This window comes from Arthrobacter sp. NPDC080031, assembly GCF_040702485.1.
Taxonomy (GTDB): Bacteria; Actinomycetota; Actinomycetes; order Actinomycetales; family Micrococcaceae; genus Arthrobacter.
In genome coordinates this window covers 1-16,405 of record NZ_JBFBLA010000003.1, presented here as the reverse complement: position 1 = coordinate 16,405, position 16,405 = coordinate 1, and the positions used below count along the sequence as shown (strand labels likewise).

At 64.4% G+C, this 16,405-nt stretch carries 13 protein-coding genes; 2 read left to right on the top strand and 11 right to left on the bottom strand.

Going from position 1 to position 16,405, the window contains the following annotated elements:
- Positions 1-28 precede the first annotated feature (28 nt).
- The 7 genes from AB0323_RS03185 to AB0323_RS03155 form a co-directional block, all read right to left on the bottom strand.
- Entirely contained in the window at positions 29-2,464 is a 2,436-nt protein-coding gene (locus tag AB0323_RS03185; protein WP_366176085.1) for an Ig-like domain-containing protein, read from the bottom strand.
- A complete protein-coding gene (locus tag AB0323_RS03180; protein WP_366176084.1) occupies positions 2,461-2,970 on the bottom strand; it encodes a hypothetical protein in 510 nt (169 codons plus the stop codon). The genes AB0323_RS03185 and AB0323_RS03180 overlap by 4 nt, the downstream gene beginning before the upstream one ends.
- A 1-nt stretch (position 2,971) precedes the next feature.
- On the bottom strand, positions 2,972-3,811 hold the full coding sequence (locus AB0323_RS03175) for a hypothetical protein (RefSeq protein WP_366176083.1): 840 nt from the start codon (positions 3,809-3,811) through the stop codon (positions 2,972-2,974).
- 88 nt (positions 3,812-3,899) lie between these two features.
- Entirely contained in the window at positions 3,900-4,373 is a 474-nt protein-coding gene (locus AB0323_RS03170) for a hypothetical protein (RefSeq protein WP_366176082.1), read from the bottom strand.
- Between the two features lie 708 nt (positions 4,374-5,081).
- A complete protein-coding gene (locus AB0323_RS03165; RefSeq protein WP_364532333.1) occupies positions 5,082-5,306 on the bottom strand; it encodes a hypothetical protein in 225 nt (74 codons plus the stop codon).
- Positions 5,307-5,359: 53 nt separating this feature from the next.
- Entirely contained in the window at positions 5,360-6,064 is a 705-nt protein-coding gene (gene deoC / locus AB0323_RS03160; RefSeq protein WP_234750836.1) for a deoxyribose-phosphate aldolase, read from the bottom strand.
- Between the two features lie 189 nt (positions 6,065-6,253).
- Positions 6,254-7,162 carry an FAD-dependent oxidoreductase gene (locus AB0323_RS03155; protein WP_366176081.1) on the bottom strand — a complete coding sequence of 303 codons (909 nt, stop codon included), beginning with the start codon at positions 7,160-7,162 and terminating at the stop codon, positions 6,254-6,256.
- A gap of 334 nt (positions 7,163-7,496) precedes the next feature.
- Between AB0323_RS03155 and AB0323_RS03150 the strand changes: the two genes are divergently transcribed.
- A complete protein-coding gene (locus tag AB0323_RS03150; protein ID WP_366176080.1) occupies positions 7,497-8,954 on the top strand; it encodes a sugar porter family MFS transporter in 1,458 nt (485 codons plus the stop codon).
- On the opposite strand, the gene AB0323_RS03145 is transcribed toward AB0323_RS03150, so the two are convergent.
- From AB0323_RS03145 to nirB, 3 genes are read right to left on the bottom strand one after another with little or no spacing between them, the layout of a single operon-like run.
- Positions 8,951-10,111 (bottom strand): uroporphyrinogen-III synthase, encoded by a 1,161-nt coding sequence (locus tag AB0323_RS03145; protein ID WP_366176079.1) that lies wholly within the window; start codon positions 10,109-10,111, stop codon positions 8,951-8,953. The two genes, AB0323_RS03150 and AB0323_RS03145, sit on opposite strands and share 4 nt — an antisense overlap.
- Positions 10,112-10,121: 10 nt before the next feature.
- On the bottom strand, positions 10,122-11,156 hold the full coding sequence (cobA, locus tag AB0323_RS03140; RefSeq protein WP_366176078.1) for a uroporphyrinogen-III C-methyltransferase: 1,035 nt from the start codon (positions 11,154-11,156) through the stop codon (positions 10,122-10,124).
- Positions 11,157-11,169: 13 nt separating this feature from the next.
- Complete coding sequence (nirB, locus tag AB0323_RS03135) at positions 11,170-13,797, bottom strand: nitrite reductase large subunit NirB (RefSeq protein ID WP_366176077.1); 2,628 nt, start codon at positions 13,795-13,797, stop codon at positions 11,170-11,172.
- A gap of 280 nt (positions 13,798-14,077) precedes the next feature.
- Here nirB and nirD point away from each other — a divergent pair, with 280 nt between their 5' ends.
- Positions 14,078-14,449 (top strand): nitrite reductase small subunit NirD, encoded by a 372-nt coding sequence (gene nirD, locus AB0323_RS03130; RefSeq protein ID WP_366176076.1) that lies wholly within the window; start codon positions 14,078-14,080, stop codon positions 14,447-14,449.
- 1 nt (position 14,450) lies between these two features.
- Here nirD and AB0323_RS03125 read toward each other — a convergent pair whose 3' ends face one another.
- Positions 14,451-16,199, bottom strand: coding sequence for a phospho-sugar mutase (locus AB0323_RS03125; RefSeq protein WP_366176075.1), 1,749 nt, complete (start codon positions 16,197-16,199; stop codon positions 14,451-14,453).
- Positions 16,200-16,405 lie beyond the last annotated feature (206 nt).

The window sequence follows — 16,405 nt, the reverse complement described above, 5'->3', positions numbered from 1 at the left end:
GCCGGTTCTGACGCCCGGGTCACCGGCATCAGAACCCTGACGTACTTGCAGAGGTAAATGGCGTTGTACCGAGGGCGTTTCCGGCGAGGTCGGCGAAGCCTGCAAGCGGCGCGTAAGAAGGGGTTCCTGCGCTGACGCCCGTGCGCACCGTGCCCGATTTGAGGCTTCCCAGGACGATGGTCAGCTTGAAGGTCACCGGATCCCATTGAACCACCGAAGGAACCTTCATGCCGCCCCCGCCCTTGAACGTTGCCATCCCCGAGCTGATGTAATCTCCGCCCAAGGACACGGGCCCGAAGTTGAGGGCGCAAGTACTACTGGAGACCGTCAGCGTGTCGTTAAGTGCATTGTCGGTGAGGGTAACAGTCACGTCATTGTTGCTGTTCAGAGTCTGAGTTCCGGTGTTGTTCCACGTGCTGCAGAACTTGGTGGCATCCATGCGTTCCGAATAAGTGATAGTCACTGAGTCTCCGCTGTCTGCGGTTCCGTTACTGTTCGTCAGTGCGACCCCTGTGACCGTTGGCGCCACGACGTCCTTCGTGCTGCTTGCTGTTCCCGCGACGCTGACATTTCCGGCCGGGTCCGTGGCAGTTGCCGAGTAACTGATGGCACCAGGGTTGAGCGTGCCCAGGTTGAGTCCACTGGTTGACCACGTTCCCGAGCCATTGGCCGTGACGGTTTGGGTGACCGTGTGTACTGGGGTGCCGGCGTCCGTGACAGTAAGGCTGACTGATGCTCCGGCGTCGGACGTTCCGCTGACCGGGACACTGGCTACGTTGGTACCGTTCACATAGGCAGGAGCGTTGACCACCGGAGTGGCGGAAACCGTGTCTTTCGTGTTCGTGGTGGTCTTCGTGGCGCTGACGTTTCCGGCCGGATCGGTCGCCGTCGCGGAGTAGCTGATACTCCCGTCTGTGAACGTGCTTAGGTTCAAGCCAGTCACTGACCATGTTCCGGAACCCGCGGCGGCGACAGTCTGGCTGACAGTATGAGCGGAGCCGGCGTCGGTGACGGTGAGTGTGACCGATGCCCCGGCGTCGGACGTTCCGCTTACCGGCACGTTGCCCGCGTTGGCGCTGTTGACGTAGGTAAGCACAGTGACCGTGGGAGTGGCCGAAATCGTGTCCTTGGTTTTGGTTGTCGTTGCTGAGGCGCCAGTATTACCGGCGGCGTCGGTAGCGGTGGCAGTGTACGTGACAGCGCCCTGGTTGAGTGGGGAGAGGTTGAGCCCGGTTGTGGACCAAGCACCGGTGCCGCTGGCGGTCGCAGTCTGCGTCACCGAATGGGCGGCCCCGGCGTCGGTGACCACTAGCGTGACTGCCGCGCCAGCCTCCGCCGTGCCGCTGACCGGCACGTTGGCAACGTTGGCGCTGTTGACGTACAGCGGGGCGGAGATCGTCGGGGTGCCCGGGGCCAGCGAGTCCTTGATGCTGGTAACGGCCACCGTGGAGCCGGTGTTGCCCGCAGCGTCGGTGGCTTTGGCGGCATACGTGACGGTGCCTTGGTTCAGGGAGCTCAGGTCGAGACCGGTTGCCGTCCACGCTCCGGAGCCGTTGACTGTCACAGTCCGTGCCAGCGTGTGCGCGGCACCGGGATCGGTGATTGTAAGGGTCAGCGTTGATCCGGGCTCAGCTGTGCCGTTGACTGGGACAGCGGCGACGTTGGCACTGTTCACGTACGTGGGCACGATGATCGAAGGTGCGCCGGGCGCCACCGTGTCGATCTTGATCGCAAGATTCTGGGGGGCGCTGGCGTTGCCTGCGTTGTCGGTCGCGAAATAGGTCACGACATGCGTTCCGTCACCGCTCACGGTGACTGCCGCGTTGGCGGCGCTCACCGTCGTCGGACTGCCGGAATCAACGGCGTAGGTGATCGAGGCGACGCCGGAGCCGCCTGTGTTGTCCTGGGCCGAGAGATTGACGATGACAGGGCTGCTGTTGTTGAAGCCGGACGCGTTGGGTGTCGGGGAAATGGACGCAACGGAGGCCACCGGCGGCGTGCTGTCACTGCTGACGGCGTCGCTGCGCGGGCTTTCAGCGCCGGTCCAGAGTCCGATGACCGGGGTGACGGTGTAGAACCATATTCCGCCGGGGACGTTGTGTTCGGCGCAGCTAATGACCGTAACGGTGCCTGCGCAGGCGCCTGTCGCAGGGGTTTGGGATCCGCCCGTGGCCGCGTTATACCGGGCAACCGTGTAACCGGTAACAGCCCGGCCGCTTGCCGTCATACCAGGTGTCCAGTTCACTGAGATGTCGGCACCCGTGGCAGAGACCGATGGCTTGTTTCCGGGCATGACGGCGTCCCCGGTAGCAGAGGCGAAATTGCTGCTGCTGATGGACTGCCAGAACGCGTAGGCCGCGGAACCGATGCCGGACACCAGGAGGATTCCGATGAGCACCCACGGTGCACGGGTCCTCAGCCAGCTGGCGGCGCGGGGCATATGGTGCCGCGGTTGAATGCTCATTTTCGGACCGCCAAACTGACTGGAAGGTGGAAGGTGGAGCCCTGGCAGGCTGACTGCGACGTCGCATCCATGCCCGCGGCTCCGGGAAGAGTGACCAGTGCGGTCGAATTCGCGGCGATGGAAACGGTCGGACTGAGTGGACCCGGAGAGCCGGCGAAGGTGACCCCCGTGGTGGTGCAGGCAGGATGCGCGGTGTCGGCGGTGACGGGTCCGTTGCCCATGACGCTGTACACCTGGACCGGGTAGGGGTTCGGGTTGGTCACCCGCAGCACTACGTCGGCGGTCCCGCCGGGCATCAGTGTCGACGACGGAGTGTCACCGGGAACGAGCGCGTCCACGGTGACAGTCTGCATGTCGCCGGCGGCAGCGGAGCCGCTGCCGGAGCCGTTCGTGGCCCAGTATGCATAAGCCGTCCCCGCGCCGAGCGCGAGGGTGAGCGCGCCCGCCAGGAACGCGGCCTTGCCGCCGCGGCCCCTGCTGATCTTCAGCCATCCGTTGGAAGTCATCTCAGTTGCCCTGTCCCGTCCCGGAGTAGGAAAGCTGCACGGTTGCGCCTTTGCAACCGTCCTGGTTCAACGAAGTGTCCAGCATCCTTACCTGTGGCCACCGAGCTGCCGGAATTCCGCTCCCGGAAAGCGAGGAGTTGCCGGGCGGGGCAGCTATCGGATAACTGCCGCTGAATTGGATGACGACGTAGTCCGAAGGATTGCATGGCCGGTTGTTGGCGACGGCCTGGGCAGTGCGCGTGACTCCGGCGATGGAAACGGTCAGGCCGGTGACGTTGAGGCTGGAATTGCCCGGGTTCGTCAATTGAAGATTAATCGGTACTGCATTGCCCGGTGCCAGAAGCCCTGTGGGGTCGCCTGAGATGTTGAACGGCTGGTGCTGTCCGGCCGTCACCGTCAAAGAAATGACGACGACGGCGGACTGCAGCGTCCCGCTGCTGCCCTTGAGGCTAAGGGAGTAGGTTCCCAAGGGCGTGGCGGATGTAGAGGACACGTTGAGGGTCGCTGACCCTGATCCGGGTCCGACGGCTACCACCGCGGGAGAAAACGATGCAGTGGCACCCGCTGGCAGACCCGAGATTGTCAGTGCGACGTTGCCAGCAAACCCGCCCGAGGGCTGGACCACGACGTTGTAGCTTGCCGACGTTCCCTGTGTAACGGATCTGCTGGTGGGGGCAAGCTGCAGCGTGATGCCTTTTGGTGTGGTTTGGTTGCCATTACTACTGGCGGCGAGCACGACGCCCGATGTGAGGGTCACCAAGAGGAGGCCTGCCAGAAGCACTTTGGCTCCCGCACGGACAATGCGAAGCGGCGAGTGGAATAACTCCTGAATGCTCGGCACCTGGGCCTCCTCTAAGTTTGTTCTGCGTGGTTTCTACTGATCGGACAGCACAAGCTGGTGGGCCCGCGATGGGCCCACCAGCTCTTGATTAGTTGCTGCCGACGCTGACGGTGACGGTGGCGCCCTTGCACCCATCCTGGGAGGTACCGGAAAGGTCCACCATGGTCAGGGTGCCCGTTCCAACCTGAGCGCTGCCGGGCCCGGCTACGGTGGCCGCTGGCACGAGGGTACTCCCCCCTGAGGCCGTGACTTGGAACCACCCGGGATCGCAGCTTGCGTGCGCGGCGTCGATCGTTACTGTGGGGGTGCCGAGGGTGACAGTGGTGCTGCTGCTGTTGGGATTGCTTGCGGTGTATGTGACCGAAGTCGAGTTGCCAGGGGCCAGCCCTGCCGCGAAAGCCGCGTGCAGCGTGACGGGTGATGTTCCGGCGGAGTTGGCTGCCGCTCCCGAACCACTACCCGTCGTGCTCCAGTACGCGTAGGCTGCTCCGCCGCTTGCTGCCACCAGGGCAACTGTTGCTGCCGCCGCGTAGATCTTCCCTTTTTTGCTCAATTTGCGCATGAGTGAGACTCCTTTTTGAATTGGTATTCCCCAGAACAGGCGACAGCGGCAATGAATTCGAAATTTCCGACCCTTGCTTCGATTGCCCATTCAATCGATGACCAAATGCTGGCATGGGCCGTCTTTAACTAACAACGAGTGGTGTTACCCGTTTTTCGCAGGCAAATACGAGTGGTACTACTTGGTTTCGTCGCCACTTCTGACCTTCTTTGCTGGGAGAACGACGGCGACACGCCCCTTTTTGGGGAGTATCGCCGTCGTTCGGGTTCAAAAGAAGTCAGAAGTGGTGGAGCCACAGTAGTTACAGTTGGTTCTTAGCTTTCGCCAGCCGACGTGAAGCGGCCAAGAATGGTCCGCGGGATTCAGAATGCGAGGCCAAAGAGGACAGACGGATGGCAGTCGGCCACGTGACTTGGCTTATTTCCTCAGTGCGTGAAAAAGCACCAATCCACCGACATCACCGCAAGTCAGAATGCCGACCCACTCCGAGACCACGACCCGTGAGCCAACGCAGGCCAATACGAGTGGTACTACTTGGTTTTGTCGCCACTTCTGACCTTCTTTGCTGGGAGAACGACGGCGACACGCCCCTTTTTGGGGCGTGTCGCCGTCGTTGGCGTTCAAAAGAAGTCAGAAGTGGTGGAGCCACATTTAAAGTACTGTGGCCCCGGACTAAAAGTCCGGGGCCACAGTAGTTGCGGTTGGTTCTTAGCTTTCGCCCGCCGAGTTGGAGCGGCCAAGAATGGTCTGCGGGATCCAGAAGGCGAGGCCAAAGAGGAGCAGGCAGATGGCCATCGGCCACGTGTTCTCCAGCGTCAGGAAGGTCAGGGAGTAGATGGCGCCGAGGAACAGGACCATGCTGAACACAAAGAGCAGAATGCTCTGGCCCAGGGGGTTCTCTTTTTCGATGGGCTGGCTGGCGTTCTGGGACATGCTTTCCTCCTCGGCCCCGGGGGGCTCAAAAACTGTGGCGGCTGCCGGGAAAATCAGTACGCGGATGAACCTTGTTCACCTTTGACGATGGCAATTCCGGAGCTCGCACCGATACGTGTTGCACCAGCAGCAATCATAGCCTGTGCGTCGGCCAGGGAACGTACTCCGCCGGAGGCCTTGACGCCGAGATCCGGGCCCACCGTCTTGCGCATGAGGGCCACGTCTTCCACCGTGGCGCCCCCACCGTTGAAACCGGTTGAGGTCTTGACGAAGTCCGCCCCGGCCTCCACCGATGCCTCGCAAGCCAGGACCTTCTGCTCGTCATTCAGCAGGGCAGTCTCGATGATGACCTTCAGGATGGCCCCGCCCGCGTGGACCGCCTCCGCTACGGTCGTGATGTCATCCACCAAGGCGCCTTTGTCCCCGGCGCGGGCCGCGGCGATGTTGATCACCATGTCGATTTCATCCGCACCATCCAAGACGGCGCCTCGTGCTTCGAAGGCCTTGACATCGCTAGGAGTGGCGCCCAGCGGAAAGCCGACAACCGAGCAGGTGAGCACTCCGGAACCCTTGAGTGCCTTGGTGACGGTCTTGACCCAAATCGGATTGACGCACACCGACTTGAACTTGTACTCGGCCGCCTCGGCACAGACTTGGCGCACCTCGGCTTCGCTGGCTTCCGGCTTGAGGAGAGTGTGGTCGATGTATGAAGCGATGCTTGCACTGTTGTCCAGTGCGCTGGAGGCTTCGTTGCTCATGGAGGTCCTTCCGTGGCGGGCCCGGTGTGCCGCAAGGGTCGCGGCTCGTCAAATGACCATCTTGCCACACTGCCCGGCCGCCGTGGAGGCTCCCTGCCTAGGGCCCGGCGGGCTGAGTTTTGGGCCCCTGAGACAGGCTTCCCGGCCCGCCTTACACACCCCGGCCCGCCTCAGGCCCCCCGGCCCGCCTTAGGCCGCGACGGCGGACCGTGAGGAACGCCGGGACCGTTGGGGACTGGACGCGTGGAGCCTGGCGTCTTCCTCAAGCCGGGCGGCGCAGTGTGCCGCGGCGGCATTCGAGGAGAAGACGAGTCCGAGGCGCATGCCGTCCCGGGAGGCGGCGTCGCCGATCGCCCAGATGCCGGGCACGGATGTGGCGAAGTCGCGCCCCACCCTGATGCCGCCGTCGGGAGCTGTTTGCAGGCCTGCACTTTCAGCGAGCCCGTTGCGGGGGAGCCGTTCCTCCGCGAGCACCACGAGATCGCCGTTCATGCTGCTTCCGTCCTCGAAGACGATCCCGGTAGCCGGCAGGACCGAACCGGCGACGGAAGGCATGACGGCAGCTGGACGCAAGGTGGTGCGGACGGGCCGGACTCCGCGGGCACGCAGGACTGCCTCGGCCTGGCCGGCTGCCGGACCGGTGCCAACCAAGATCCCCAGCGGACGACGTCCCAGGACCTTGGTGATGTCCTGGACCGCGGTGCCGATCTGCTCGGCGTCGTCGATCGTGGAGTAGCTGAGGCTGCGTGCCGCGCCTTGGACCGGCGGGTACATGGGGGAGGAGCCGGTGGCAATCACCAGCTGATCGTAAGGGAACTCGAGGCCTTCGGTGGTCGTCACCGTGCGGGCCTGGACATCGATGAAACTCGCGGCCTGGCCGAAACGCACGGAGACCTGGGGGAGGGCTGCTAGCTCCAGGAGCGCGTCGGGGCACTCGTCGCGGTTGCTCAGGACCGTGATGGTGCCGATGAACGCTGCCGTGCCGGGTTGTCGCGAAGTAGTGCTGCTGCTTGTCAGCTGACGGACGAGGGCCTGGGCTGCGGGCCCGGCTCCTGCGATGACGAGGTGGATGGAGCCTGCGGACGGGGTGATGGACATGGTGGGTCCCTTCGCTGAACTGAGCTGTGGTGGATGTGCCTGTGCCCAGCCTAGGCGTGGGGTTTTTCGGTGGTGTTTCCCCGTTGTTGCAATTTGGCCGGAACCCGTTCCCTGATGGTTACCAGCCGGTAATGAGCTGGGTCACATGGCGACGGGCGCCGTTGAGTTGCGGGCGAAATGGCTGTCGGACGGTCCGCGGATGCCCTCATTTTGCCATGGCGAAGAAGCCTCAATTAAGTCATTTGTTAGATTGACCTTACATTTGTGTCTTTCGCGCGTTAGTCTTGTGTTCAGAGCGGGCGTATGACCCGCACCACATGACAAAGGAGTCCTGATGTCTGCTACTCAAAGTCACGGCAGAGCCGGCAGCGTAGTCGCGCTTCCACCTTTGACCGCCGGCCCACATCGTAAGCGACTGGGCCTGGTAGCCCTGATCGCCACGTTCGGTGGCCTGCTGTTCGGTTATGACACGGGTGTGATCAACGGTGCCCTGAGGCCAATGACGGCCGAACTCGGCCTCACCCCGTTCACCGAGGGCATCGTGGCCAGTTCACTCGTCTTCGCCGCGGCGATCGGCGCGCTCTCCGGCGGCCGCATCTCTGACGGGTGGGGGCGGCGCAAGACGATCATCCTGCTGGCCGTGCTGTTCTTCGCCGGAACCCTGGTGTGCGTGTTCACGCCGAGCTTTGGCGTCCTCGTTGTTGGCCGCATCCTGCTCGGTCTCGCAGTGGGTGGCGCCTCGGCGGTGGTCCCGGTGTTCCTGGCGGAGATGGCCCCGTACGAGATCCGCGGCTCCCTGGCAGGCCGGAACGAGCTCATGATCGTCGCCGGCCAACTGGCGGCCTTCGTCGTCAACGCCATCATCGGCATCGTGTGGGGCGACGTCCCGGGCGTGTGGCGCATCATGCTTGCGGTGTGCGCGTTGCCGGCGATCGCGCTGTTCTTCGGGATGCTCCGAGTGCCCGAGTCCCCGCGCTGGCTCGTGGAAAAGGGCCGGCACGATGAGGCGCTCGCGGTGTTGCGGTCCGTCCGCTCCGAGGACCGCGCTCTTGCGGAGCTCGGCGAGGTCGAGAACGTCGCCAAAGAGGAGCAGGAGAGCCAACAGATCGGCTGGCGTGCGGTCTTCAGCAACAAGAACCTGTTCCGCATTCTGCTCGTGGGCATCGGCCTCGGCGTCGCCCAGCAGCTGACCGGCATCAACTCGATCATGTACTACGGACAGACGGTGCTCGTCGAGTCGGGCTTCAACGAGAGCGGAGCGCTCATCGCGAACATCGCCCCCGGCGTGATCGCCGTGGTCGGCGGCGTCATCGCCTTGTCGCTCATGGACCGGATCGACCGCCGCAAGACCTTCATCCTCGGTCTCACGCTGACCACCAGCTGCCACCTGCTCATCGGGTTCGCCTCAATGATGTTGCCCGTGGGCAATCCGATCCGCCCGTACGTGATCCTCTTCCTGGTGGTTGCCTTCGTCGGGTCCATGCAGACGTTCCTGAACGTGGCGGTCTGGGTCTACCTGTCGGAAGTCTTCCCGCTGCACATGCGCGGCTTCGGTACCGGCGTCTCGATCTTCTTCCTCTGGGTCGTGAACGGGTTCCTTTCGCTGTTCTTCCCGTCGCTGGTTGCGGGGGTCGGGATCACCGGCACCTTCTTCCTCTTCGCCGTCGTCGGGGCGCTGGCCCTGGTTTTCGTCGTCAAGCAGGTTCCCGAAACCCGTGGCCGCACCCTGGAAGCACTTGAGGAAGACGTCACCACCGGTGCCATCTACCTGGTCCACAAGAACCACGGCTAGACCCGGAGCCGGTAACCCCGTTTGACCACGGTTTCCACGAGCTTTCCGTCCGGCAGCGAAGACCGCAAACGGCTCACCGTCATGTCCAGGGCATGGACCGAGCCACGCAGTTCCAGAAGATCGGAAAGCGCCTCGCGGGACAGCACAGCGCCCCCTGCTCCCAAAAGCGCCCGCAGCAGGAGCAGCGGAGCCGGCGCCAGCTCCACCACCGAACCATCGATCTTCAAGCAGCGGCCGCGCAGCTCGATGTTCCCCGCGGGAGTGTCGAGCCGGCGCACATGGTTCAGGGCCAGGTGTTCGGTGACGAGCCGGATGAGCGCACCCATGCGGTAGCGGTCCGGGATGAGGGGGGCGAGTCCGGCGTCGATCAGCGGCTGTGCGGTGACGGGCCCGACGGCGGCGACGGTCACCTGGGTCTTGAGGGCCTCGACCAGCTGGCGGTACAGGCCCATTTCGTGGGCAGTGCTCCACATGGCGTCTACGGCAGGTGCGCTCGTAAAGGTGAGCACGTCCAAGTCTCCACTGCAGGCGGCTTCGATCAACCGCGGCAGCTTGTCTTCGCCGTCGGGCTTTACCCAGCGGTAGGGGGTGACGGTGAGGACGGTCGCGCCGGACATCCGGAGCCGCTCCAGCTGGCGCACATCGGTGTAGCCGTGCAACTGCACGGCGACAGTCTTCCCCCGGACGCCTTCCTGAAGGAGCATATCCACCAGTGTGGCGGTGGTTTCGTCACTGCTGATCCCGACGTCGGCAAGGCCTGCCGCGCGGACGGCACCGCGGGCTTTTGGTCCCCGCACGAACATGCGGCAGGCGGCCAGGACGTCGAGAAGCTGCTCGCCGATGCCGAAAGAGTCCGCGGCCTCACACCAGCGCCGCATGCCGTAGGCGGTGGTGGCGATGCAGATATCCGGCTTGGCCGCGATGATCGTTTTCGTGTCCCGGATAAGCGTGATGTCTTCCTGGACCGGCGCGATCTTCAAAGCCGGGGCGTGCAGCACGGAAGCGCCGCGCCGTTCGAGCGCCTCGATCAAATCCAGTGAACGCCTGTGGGATGTCACCCCGATGCGGAAACCGTCCAGGGGCGCATCGTCGTTTGGTACGGGGGTGGCCAACGGCGAGCCTGCATCGATGGAATCTAGGGCATTCAACGTAGTCATGTGTGTTCTTTCAGGCTTCAAGGAGGGAAGCTGCGAGTAGCTTGAGGTCTGCGGTGGCTTCGGTGTGATTGCGGTTGGCTTCGGCCACCCGGACCACTTCGCCGATGACCAGGACGGCGGGATTGGTGCAGCCCGCGGCCGCCGTTTCGACAGTTCCGAGTTCGGCGATGGTAGTGCGTTGTCCGGGGCGGTAGCCGCGTTCGACGACGGCCATGGGCATTGCGGGGTCCATCCCGGCCCGGCGGAGCCCGGCGGCGAGTTGGGGGAGGGTTCCGATGCCCATGAGGACCACGATGGTCCCGCCGAGGCCAGCCAAGTGGGCGTGCTCCTTCTCGGTCAGCGGTGCGTGGCCCGAGACAACCGTGAACATGTGGCTGACCTCGCGGTGCGTGACCGGAATGCCTGCGGCGGCCGGGACCGAGATGGCGCTCGTGACGCCCGGGATGACGCGGACCGGGATGCCTGCGTGCACGCACGCGCTGACTTCTTCGCCGCCGCGGCCGAACACATAAGGGTCACCGCCCTTGAGCCGGACCACGTTCTTGCCGGCCACGGCGGCGTCGACCATGAGCTTTTCGATGTCGCATTGGGCGACCTTGTGGTGCCCGGGGCGCTTGCCGACGTCCACCATGTCCGCGGACGTCAGTTGCGCCAGTTCAGCGTAGGGGGCGAGCCGGTCGTAGAAGACGACGTCGGCGTCCCGAAGCGCGTTGACCGCGCCCATGGTCAGCAGATCGAGGGAGCCGGGGCCGCCGCCGACCAAGGTGACATGGCCCGGCTCGCCTGCAGGCGGTTCGCTGGCGACGGGGATCCCTGCTTTCCGGCAGCGTTCGAGCAGGGGTTCCCAGCCGGGCTGGCCATCGTCGACGGCCGCGACCAGGAACGGGCGTTCGGGAAGAGGGCCGTCAGCGTCGGCTCCGTCGGGGGTGCTGAGCCGATGCACGACGGCGCCGGCGGCTTCGTAGCGCCGGACGGCCTGCCGTGCGGCGTGGGCCGAGCCTGTGACCAGAACGTCGCGGCCTGTGAGGTCGAGGGCGAGCTGCATGGCTTCTTGCTCCTTAGTCCTGGCCGCGAACGGGGATCGTGCTGGCGACGAGGACGCCGCCCTTTTCCTCGTTGGTGGCGGGGCGGATCTGGCCGCGTTCGGGGACGAAGGTGATGGCTTCGTCTTTCTGGTCGGGGGCGTTGACGAAGGAGCGGAAGCGCCGGAGCCGTTCCGGGTCTTTGAGGGTCTCGGCCCATTCGTCCTGGTAGGTGTCGATGTGGCGGGCCATGGCGGTTTCGAGCTCGTCGGCGATGCCGAGGGAGTCGTGGATGATGACGTCTTCGATGTGTTTGAGGCCGCCGTCGAGTTCTTCCTGCCAGCGGGCCGTGCGCTGGAGCCGGTCCGCGGTGCGGATGTAGTACATGAGGTAGCGGTCGATGTATTTGATCAGGGTGTCGTCGTCCAGGTCCTGGGCGAGGAGTTGCGCGTGGGCGGGCAGGAAACCGCCGTTGCCGCCGACGTACAGGTTCCAGCCTTTATCGGTGGCGATGACGCCGACGTCCTTGCCACGGGCTTCGGCGCATTCGCGGGCGCAGCCGGAGACGCCCATTTTGAGTTTGTGCGGGCTGCGCAGGCCGCGGTAGCGCATTTCGAGGTTGATGGCCATGGCGACGGAGTCCTGGACGCCGAAGCGGCACCAGGTCGATCCGACGCAGGATTTCACGGTGCGCAGGCTCTTGCCGTAGGCCTGGCCGGACTCGAAGCCGGCCTCGACCAGTTCCTTCCAGATCTCGGGGAGCTGTTCGAGGCGGGCGCCGAACATGTCGATCCGCTGCCCGCCCGTGATTTTCGTGTACAGGCCGTACTTCTCCGCGACGCGCGCGATCACGCCCAGGCCCTGCGGGGTGATTTCGCCGCCTGCGATGCGGGGGACCACGGAGTAGGTGCCGTCCTTTTGCATGTTGGCCAGGGCGCGGTCGTTGGTGTCCTGCAGGGTGCCGCGCCCGGCGCCCAGGACGTATTCGCTGTTCTGGCTGGCGAGGATGGAGGCGATGGTCGGTTTGCAGATATCGCAGCCCGCGCCGGTGCCGTATTTGGTCAGGATGTCTTCGAAGGAGTCCAGTTCCAGGACCCGGATGGCGTCGAAGAGTTCCTGGCGGGAGAGGCTGAAGTGCTCGCACAACGCCTTGGAGACCTCGATGCCCGACTTCTTGAGCTCGCCTTCGAGGAGCTTCTTGAGCATCGGCACGCAGGAGCCGCACTGGGTGCCGGCCCGGGAGCAGGTCTTCAGTTCGCCCAGTTCTCGGACGGGTGCGTTGCCTTCGCAGGAGCCGCAGCCGTTGATCGCGTCGCGGATGTTCCCGGCGGGGACGTTGTTGCAGGAACACAAGATCGCGTCGTCGGGCAGTTCCGTCTCGGGGGCGTCCCCGCCGCCGGCTGCGGTGAGGTATGCGCCGGGCTCGGCGGGCAGTTCGCGGCCCAGCAGGGGGCGCAGGCTCATGTACGGGGTGGCGTCGCCGACGAAGATGCCGCCGAGCAGGGTCTTGGCGTCGTCGGTGGTGACGATCTTCTGGTAGACGCCCCGGGCGGGGTCGGCGTAGACGATTTCCAGGGAGTGCTCGGTCTTGGCGAAGGCGTCGCCGAAGCTGGCGACGTCCACTCCGGAGAGCTTGAGCTTGGTGGCAGTGTCGAACCCGGGGAAGGTCGCCTTCCCGCCGTGCAGCCGGTCGGCTACGATCTCGGCCATGGTGTTCGCCGGCGCCACGAGTCCCAGGCACATGCCCTCGAAGTTCGCGACCTCACCAATGGCCCAGATTCCGGGGACCGGGGTGGCGCAGTGGTCGTTGATGACCACGCCACCCTTCTCTCCCAGTTCGAACAGCTGTTCTTTGCCTTCCGAAGGGTCCTGGGCGGCGCGGAATAGTTCATCGCGGGGGCGGATGCCGATGGACGCGATGACCATGTCGGCGGGGACGATGCGGCCGTCCCTCATGAGGACGCCGGTGACCTGGCCGTCGTCGTCGGACAATACTTCGGCGGGGTAGGTTCCCGTAAGGACCTCCAGCCCCTTGGCCGTGACCAGCCGGCCCAGCGCCTGGCCGGCACCCTCATCCAGCTGGGCGTTCATGAGCCAGCGCGAACCGTTGATGACGGTGGCCTGCGCGCCCAACTCCATGGTCCCGGCCGCCGCTTCCAGACCGAGGAGGCCGCCGCCGATGGTCACCGTCTTGACGGTCCGGCCGAGCTTCCCGCTGAGTTCGGCAATGGCCTTGTTGATGGCCCAGACGTCGTCGAGCGTGCGGTAGACATGGGCGAGCTCGCCGCCGGGGAAGGGGAGCTCTGCCGCGTCCGAGCCGGTGGCCACCACCAGGTGATCGTATTCGTACGTGTTGCCGGCCGCGGTCTCCACGGACTTGGCATCGGGGTTGATCCTGACTACGCGCTCGCCAGTGCGCAGGGAGATGGCCTCGTGCTCCCACATGGACATGTCGCCCAAGGTGAGGTCATAGTCCACATCGGTCAACGCCTTGCTCAGCGTGACCCGGTCATAGGGAACGTGCTCTTCCTCGGTCAGGACCGTGACGTGCCAGCCCTCAAGACCGCGGGTATGCATGGCGTCGGCAAAACGGTGGGCCGCAGGGCCTCCGCCGGCGACAACAATACGGCGCTGGTTTTCTGGGGTGGAAGTGTGTCCGGTCACTGGTGGCCTTTCGCATACGCCGCAGAACGTGCTCCGCAACTTGTCACCTCAGACTACGGACGGGCAGTTACTCTGCAGTTTCCCCTTTGTTTCGTGGTCTTAACTTCTGGGTCACGATTGCATGTCGGGACGTGTGAGGTCTCTTTTACGCACCGGACACATTGACTGCGTTCCCGTGAAACACGCCCCGCCTACCTTGAAGGTATGGCCGTGTGGCGGCCAAGGCCTGAAAGGAACGGACAGCATTTGTCCGGCCGAAGGCATAGCGAGAGGGGTTGACATGACCGTCATTCTGGAACGGGAAGAACAACTGACGAGCGCTCCGACGACGTCCGGCTGGCACCGTGTGTGCCCGTTGGACGAGCTTGAGCCGGCTTGGGGAGAGGCCGCATTGATAGATGGCGTGCAGGTGGCTCTCTTCCGCATCGACGCCGAAAATGTCTACGCAGTAGCCCAGCAGGACCCTGCAACCTTGGCCAACGTCATGGCCCGCGGCATCACCGGTTCCCGGGGATCACGCCCCACCATCGCCTCGCCGTTGCACAAGGAGGTCTACGACCTGCAGACCGGTGAGTGCTATTCCAACCCCGGGCTCCGGCTTCCGGCATTCAAGACCCGCATGGTTGATGGCTTCGTCGAGGTCGAACTCTAGATTAGAGTCCCAACGCTTCACGGACGTCGGCGAGTATGTGGTCCAAAGTGGTCCGCGCGGCGTGCCGGGTTTCTGCGAGTTCCGCCGCGGAACCGACCGACTTGATGACCTCCAGATAGCACTTGAGCTTTGGCTCGGTGCCACTGGGCCGGATGATGACGCGGCTCAGGTCCTTGGTCAGGTAGAGGAGGCCGTCCGTTGGCGGCAGTTGTTCGCTTCCCTCGGCCAGATCCACAAAGGCCTCGATGGCGGAACCGCCAAAGGACTCCGGCGGATCGGCCCGGAGCCGGTTCATCATGGCGTCCAGCAAACCAAGGTCAGCCACCCGGATGCTGAGCTGGTCGCTTGCATGCAGGCCGTGCACCAGGTAAATCTCGTCCAAGGTGTCGAAGATCGTTTTTCCCTCGGCCTTGGCCGCCGCCGCCAGTTCGGCGATGAGCAAGGAGGCGGAAATGCCATCCTTGTCCCTGACGAGTTCGGGAGCCACGCAGTAGCCCAAGGCTTCCTCGTAGCCGTACACAAGTCCCGGCACCCGGGAAATCCACTTGAATCCCGTCAACGTTTCTTCATGGGCGAAGCCTGCAGACGCCGCGATGCGGGAAAGCAGCCGGGACGAGACGATTGAGTTTGCGAAAACGCCCCGGCTCGAGTCCCCTTGCCGGGCGTCCGCGGCGTGCCGGGCCACGACATGTGCCCCGAGGAGAGCGCCGACTTCGTCACCACGCAACATCCGCCAGGCACCAGTATCAGGGTCCTTTGCCGCTACAGCCGCCCGGTCGGCGTCGGGGTCGTTGGCCAGCACGATGTCGGCGCCCGAGCGCGCCGCTGCTGCCAAGGCCAGGTCCAGCGCGCCGGGTTCTTCCGGGTTGGGGAAACTGACCGTGGGAAAGTCCGGATCCGGTGCTGCTTGCTCTTCCACGAGCGAGACGTCCGCGAAGCCTGCCGCACTGAGCACGGACACCGCAGTCTCACCACCCACACCGTGCATGGGGGTCAGGACGATCTTCAGCTCGCGGGCCGGAAAGTTTTCGACGTCGGCCAGGCCGGCCATTGCGGCCTCGTACTCGCCGGTGATGGAGCCGGGGAGCACGGTCCAGCCGGATTCAGCCAGTTCAATGGAATCCAAAGGGCCCACGGCTTCGATGCTTGCGGCGATCTGCGAATCGTAGGGTGCCACGATCTGGGATCCCCGCCCGCTTTCCTCCACGGCCCGGCCGCCGAGATACACCTTGTATCCGTTGTCCTGCGGCGGATTGTGGCTCGCTGTGACCATGACGCCGCCGTCGCAATCGAGGGACCGGACCGCGTAAGCCAGCAGCGGGGTGGGAAGCGCTGAAGGCATCAGGAAGGTGTCGATTCCCGCGGCCGTGAAGATGGCGGCAGTCTCCAGGGCGAAGACATCCGAGTTGTGCCTCGCGTCATAGCCGACGACGGCGCGCGGCCGCGTTCCGGGGGAAGCCGCCTCAACGGCGTCCTTGAGGAAGGCCGCCAAACCTGCCGCTGCCCGCCGCACCACCACCCGGTTCATCCTGTTGGGACCCGGGCCTAGGGCTGCCCGGAGTCCCGCGGTACCGAACTGCAGTGTTCCACTGAAGCTGTCTTCAAGCTGTTGACGGGCTGCAGCGACGCCGCTGGAGGCGAGTCCGGTCAGTTCGGCCAGTGCTGCCGCAGTGATCGGGTCCGGGTCCTGGGCAGCCCACTCGCCGGCGTCGGATATCAGCTTTTCAAATTCGGCATCGCTCGATGTCATAGGGATAAAGCTATCGTCAAAGAGAATGAATGCCGAGGTCAAGGGCTATGTCAGCCGTCACAGTCCGGCCGCCCCACCACAAGTGACTCGCATTTGTTGTCGTTATAAGGCGGGCAAAGTCATATGGTCGTAGCAACGCTCTGATTGATGGAGCGTTCTATGGTCAGGTCATTTCCTCAGAGTGCCCGCAACGAGTTTGTGGACTT

Bases quoted from the DNA above. Each gene is read 5' to 3' on its own strand.
- AB0323_RS03185 (WP_366176085.1), bottom strand. From the start codon at position 2,464: ATGAGCATTCAACCGCGGCACCATATGCCCCGCGCCGCCAGCTGGCTG.
- AB0323_RS03180 (WP_366176084.1), bottom strand. From the start codon at position 2,970: ATGACTTCCAACGGATGGCTGAAGATCAGCAGGGGCCGCGGCGGCAAG.
- AB0323_RS03170 (WP_366176082.1), bottom strand. From the start codon at position 4,373: ATGCGCAAATTGAGCAAAAAAGGGAAGATCTACGCGGCGGCAGCAACA.
- AB0323_RS03165 (WP_364532333.1), bottom strand. From the start codon at position 5,306: ATGTCCCAGAACGCCAGCCAGCCCATCGAAAAAGAGAACCCCCTGGGC.
- deoC (WP_234750836.1), bottom strand. From the start codon at position 6,064: ATGAGCAACGAAGCCTCCAGCGCACTGGACAACAGTGCAAGCATCGCT.
- AB0323_RS03155 (WP_366176081.1), bottom strand. From the start codon at position 7,162: ATGTCCATCACCCCGTCCGCAGGCTCCATCCACCTCGTCATCGCAGGA.
- AB0323_RS03150 (WP_366176080.1), top strand. From the start codon at position 7,497: ATGTCTGCTACTCAAAGTCACGGCAGAGCCGGCAGCGTAGTCGCGCTT.
- AB0323_RS03145 (WP_366176079.1), bottom strand. From the start codon at position 10,111: ATGACTACGTTGAATGCCCTAGATTCCATCGATGCAGGCTCGCCGTTG.
- cobA (WP_366176078.1), bottom strand. From the start codon at position 11,156: ATGCAGCTCGCCCTCGACCTCACAGGCCGCGACGTTCTGGTCACAGGC.
- nirD (WP_366176076.1), top strand. From the start codon at position 14,078: ATGACCGTCATTCTGGAACGGGAAGAACAACTGACGAGCGCTCCGACG.
- AB0323_RS03125 (WP_366176075.1), bottom strand. From the start codon at position 16,199: ATGACATCGAGCGATGCCGAATTTGAAAAGCTGATATCCGACGCCGGC.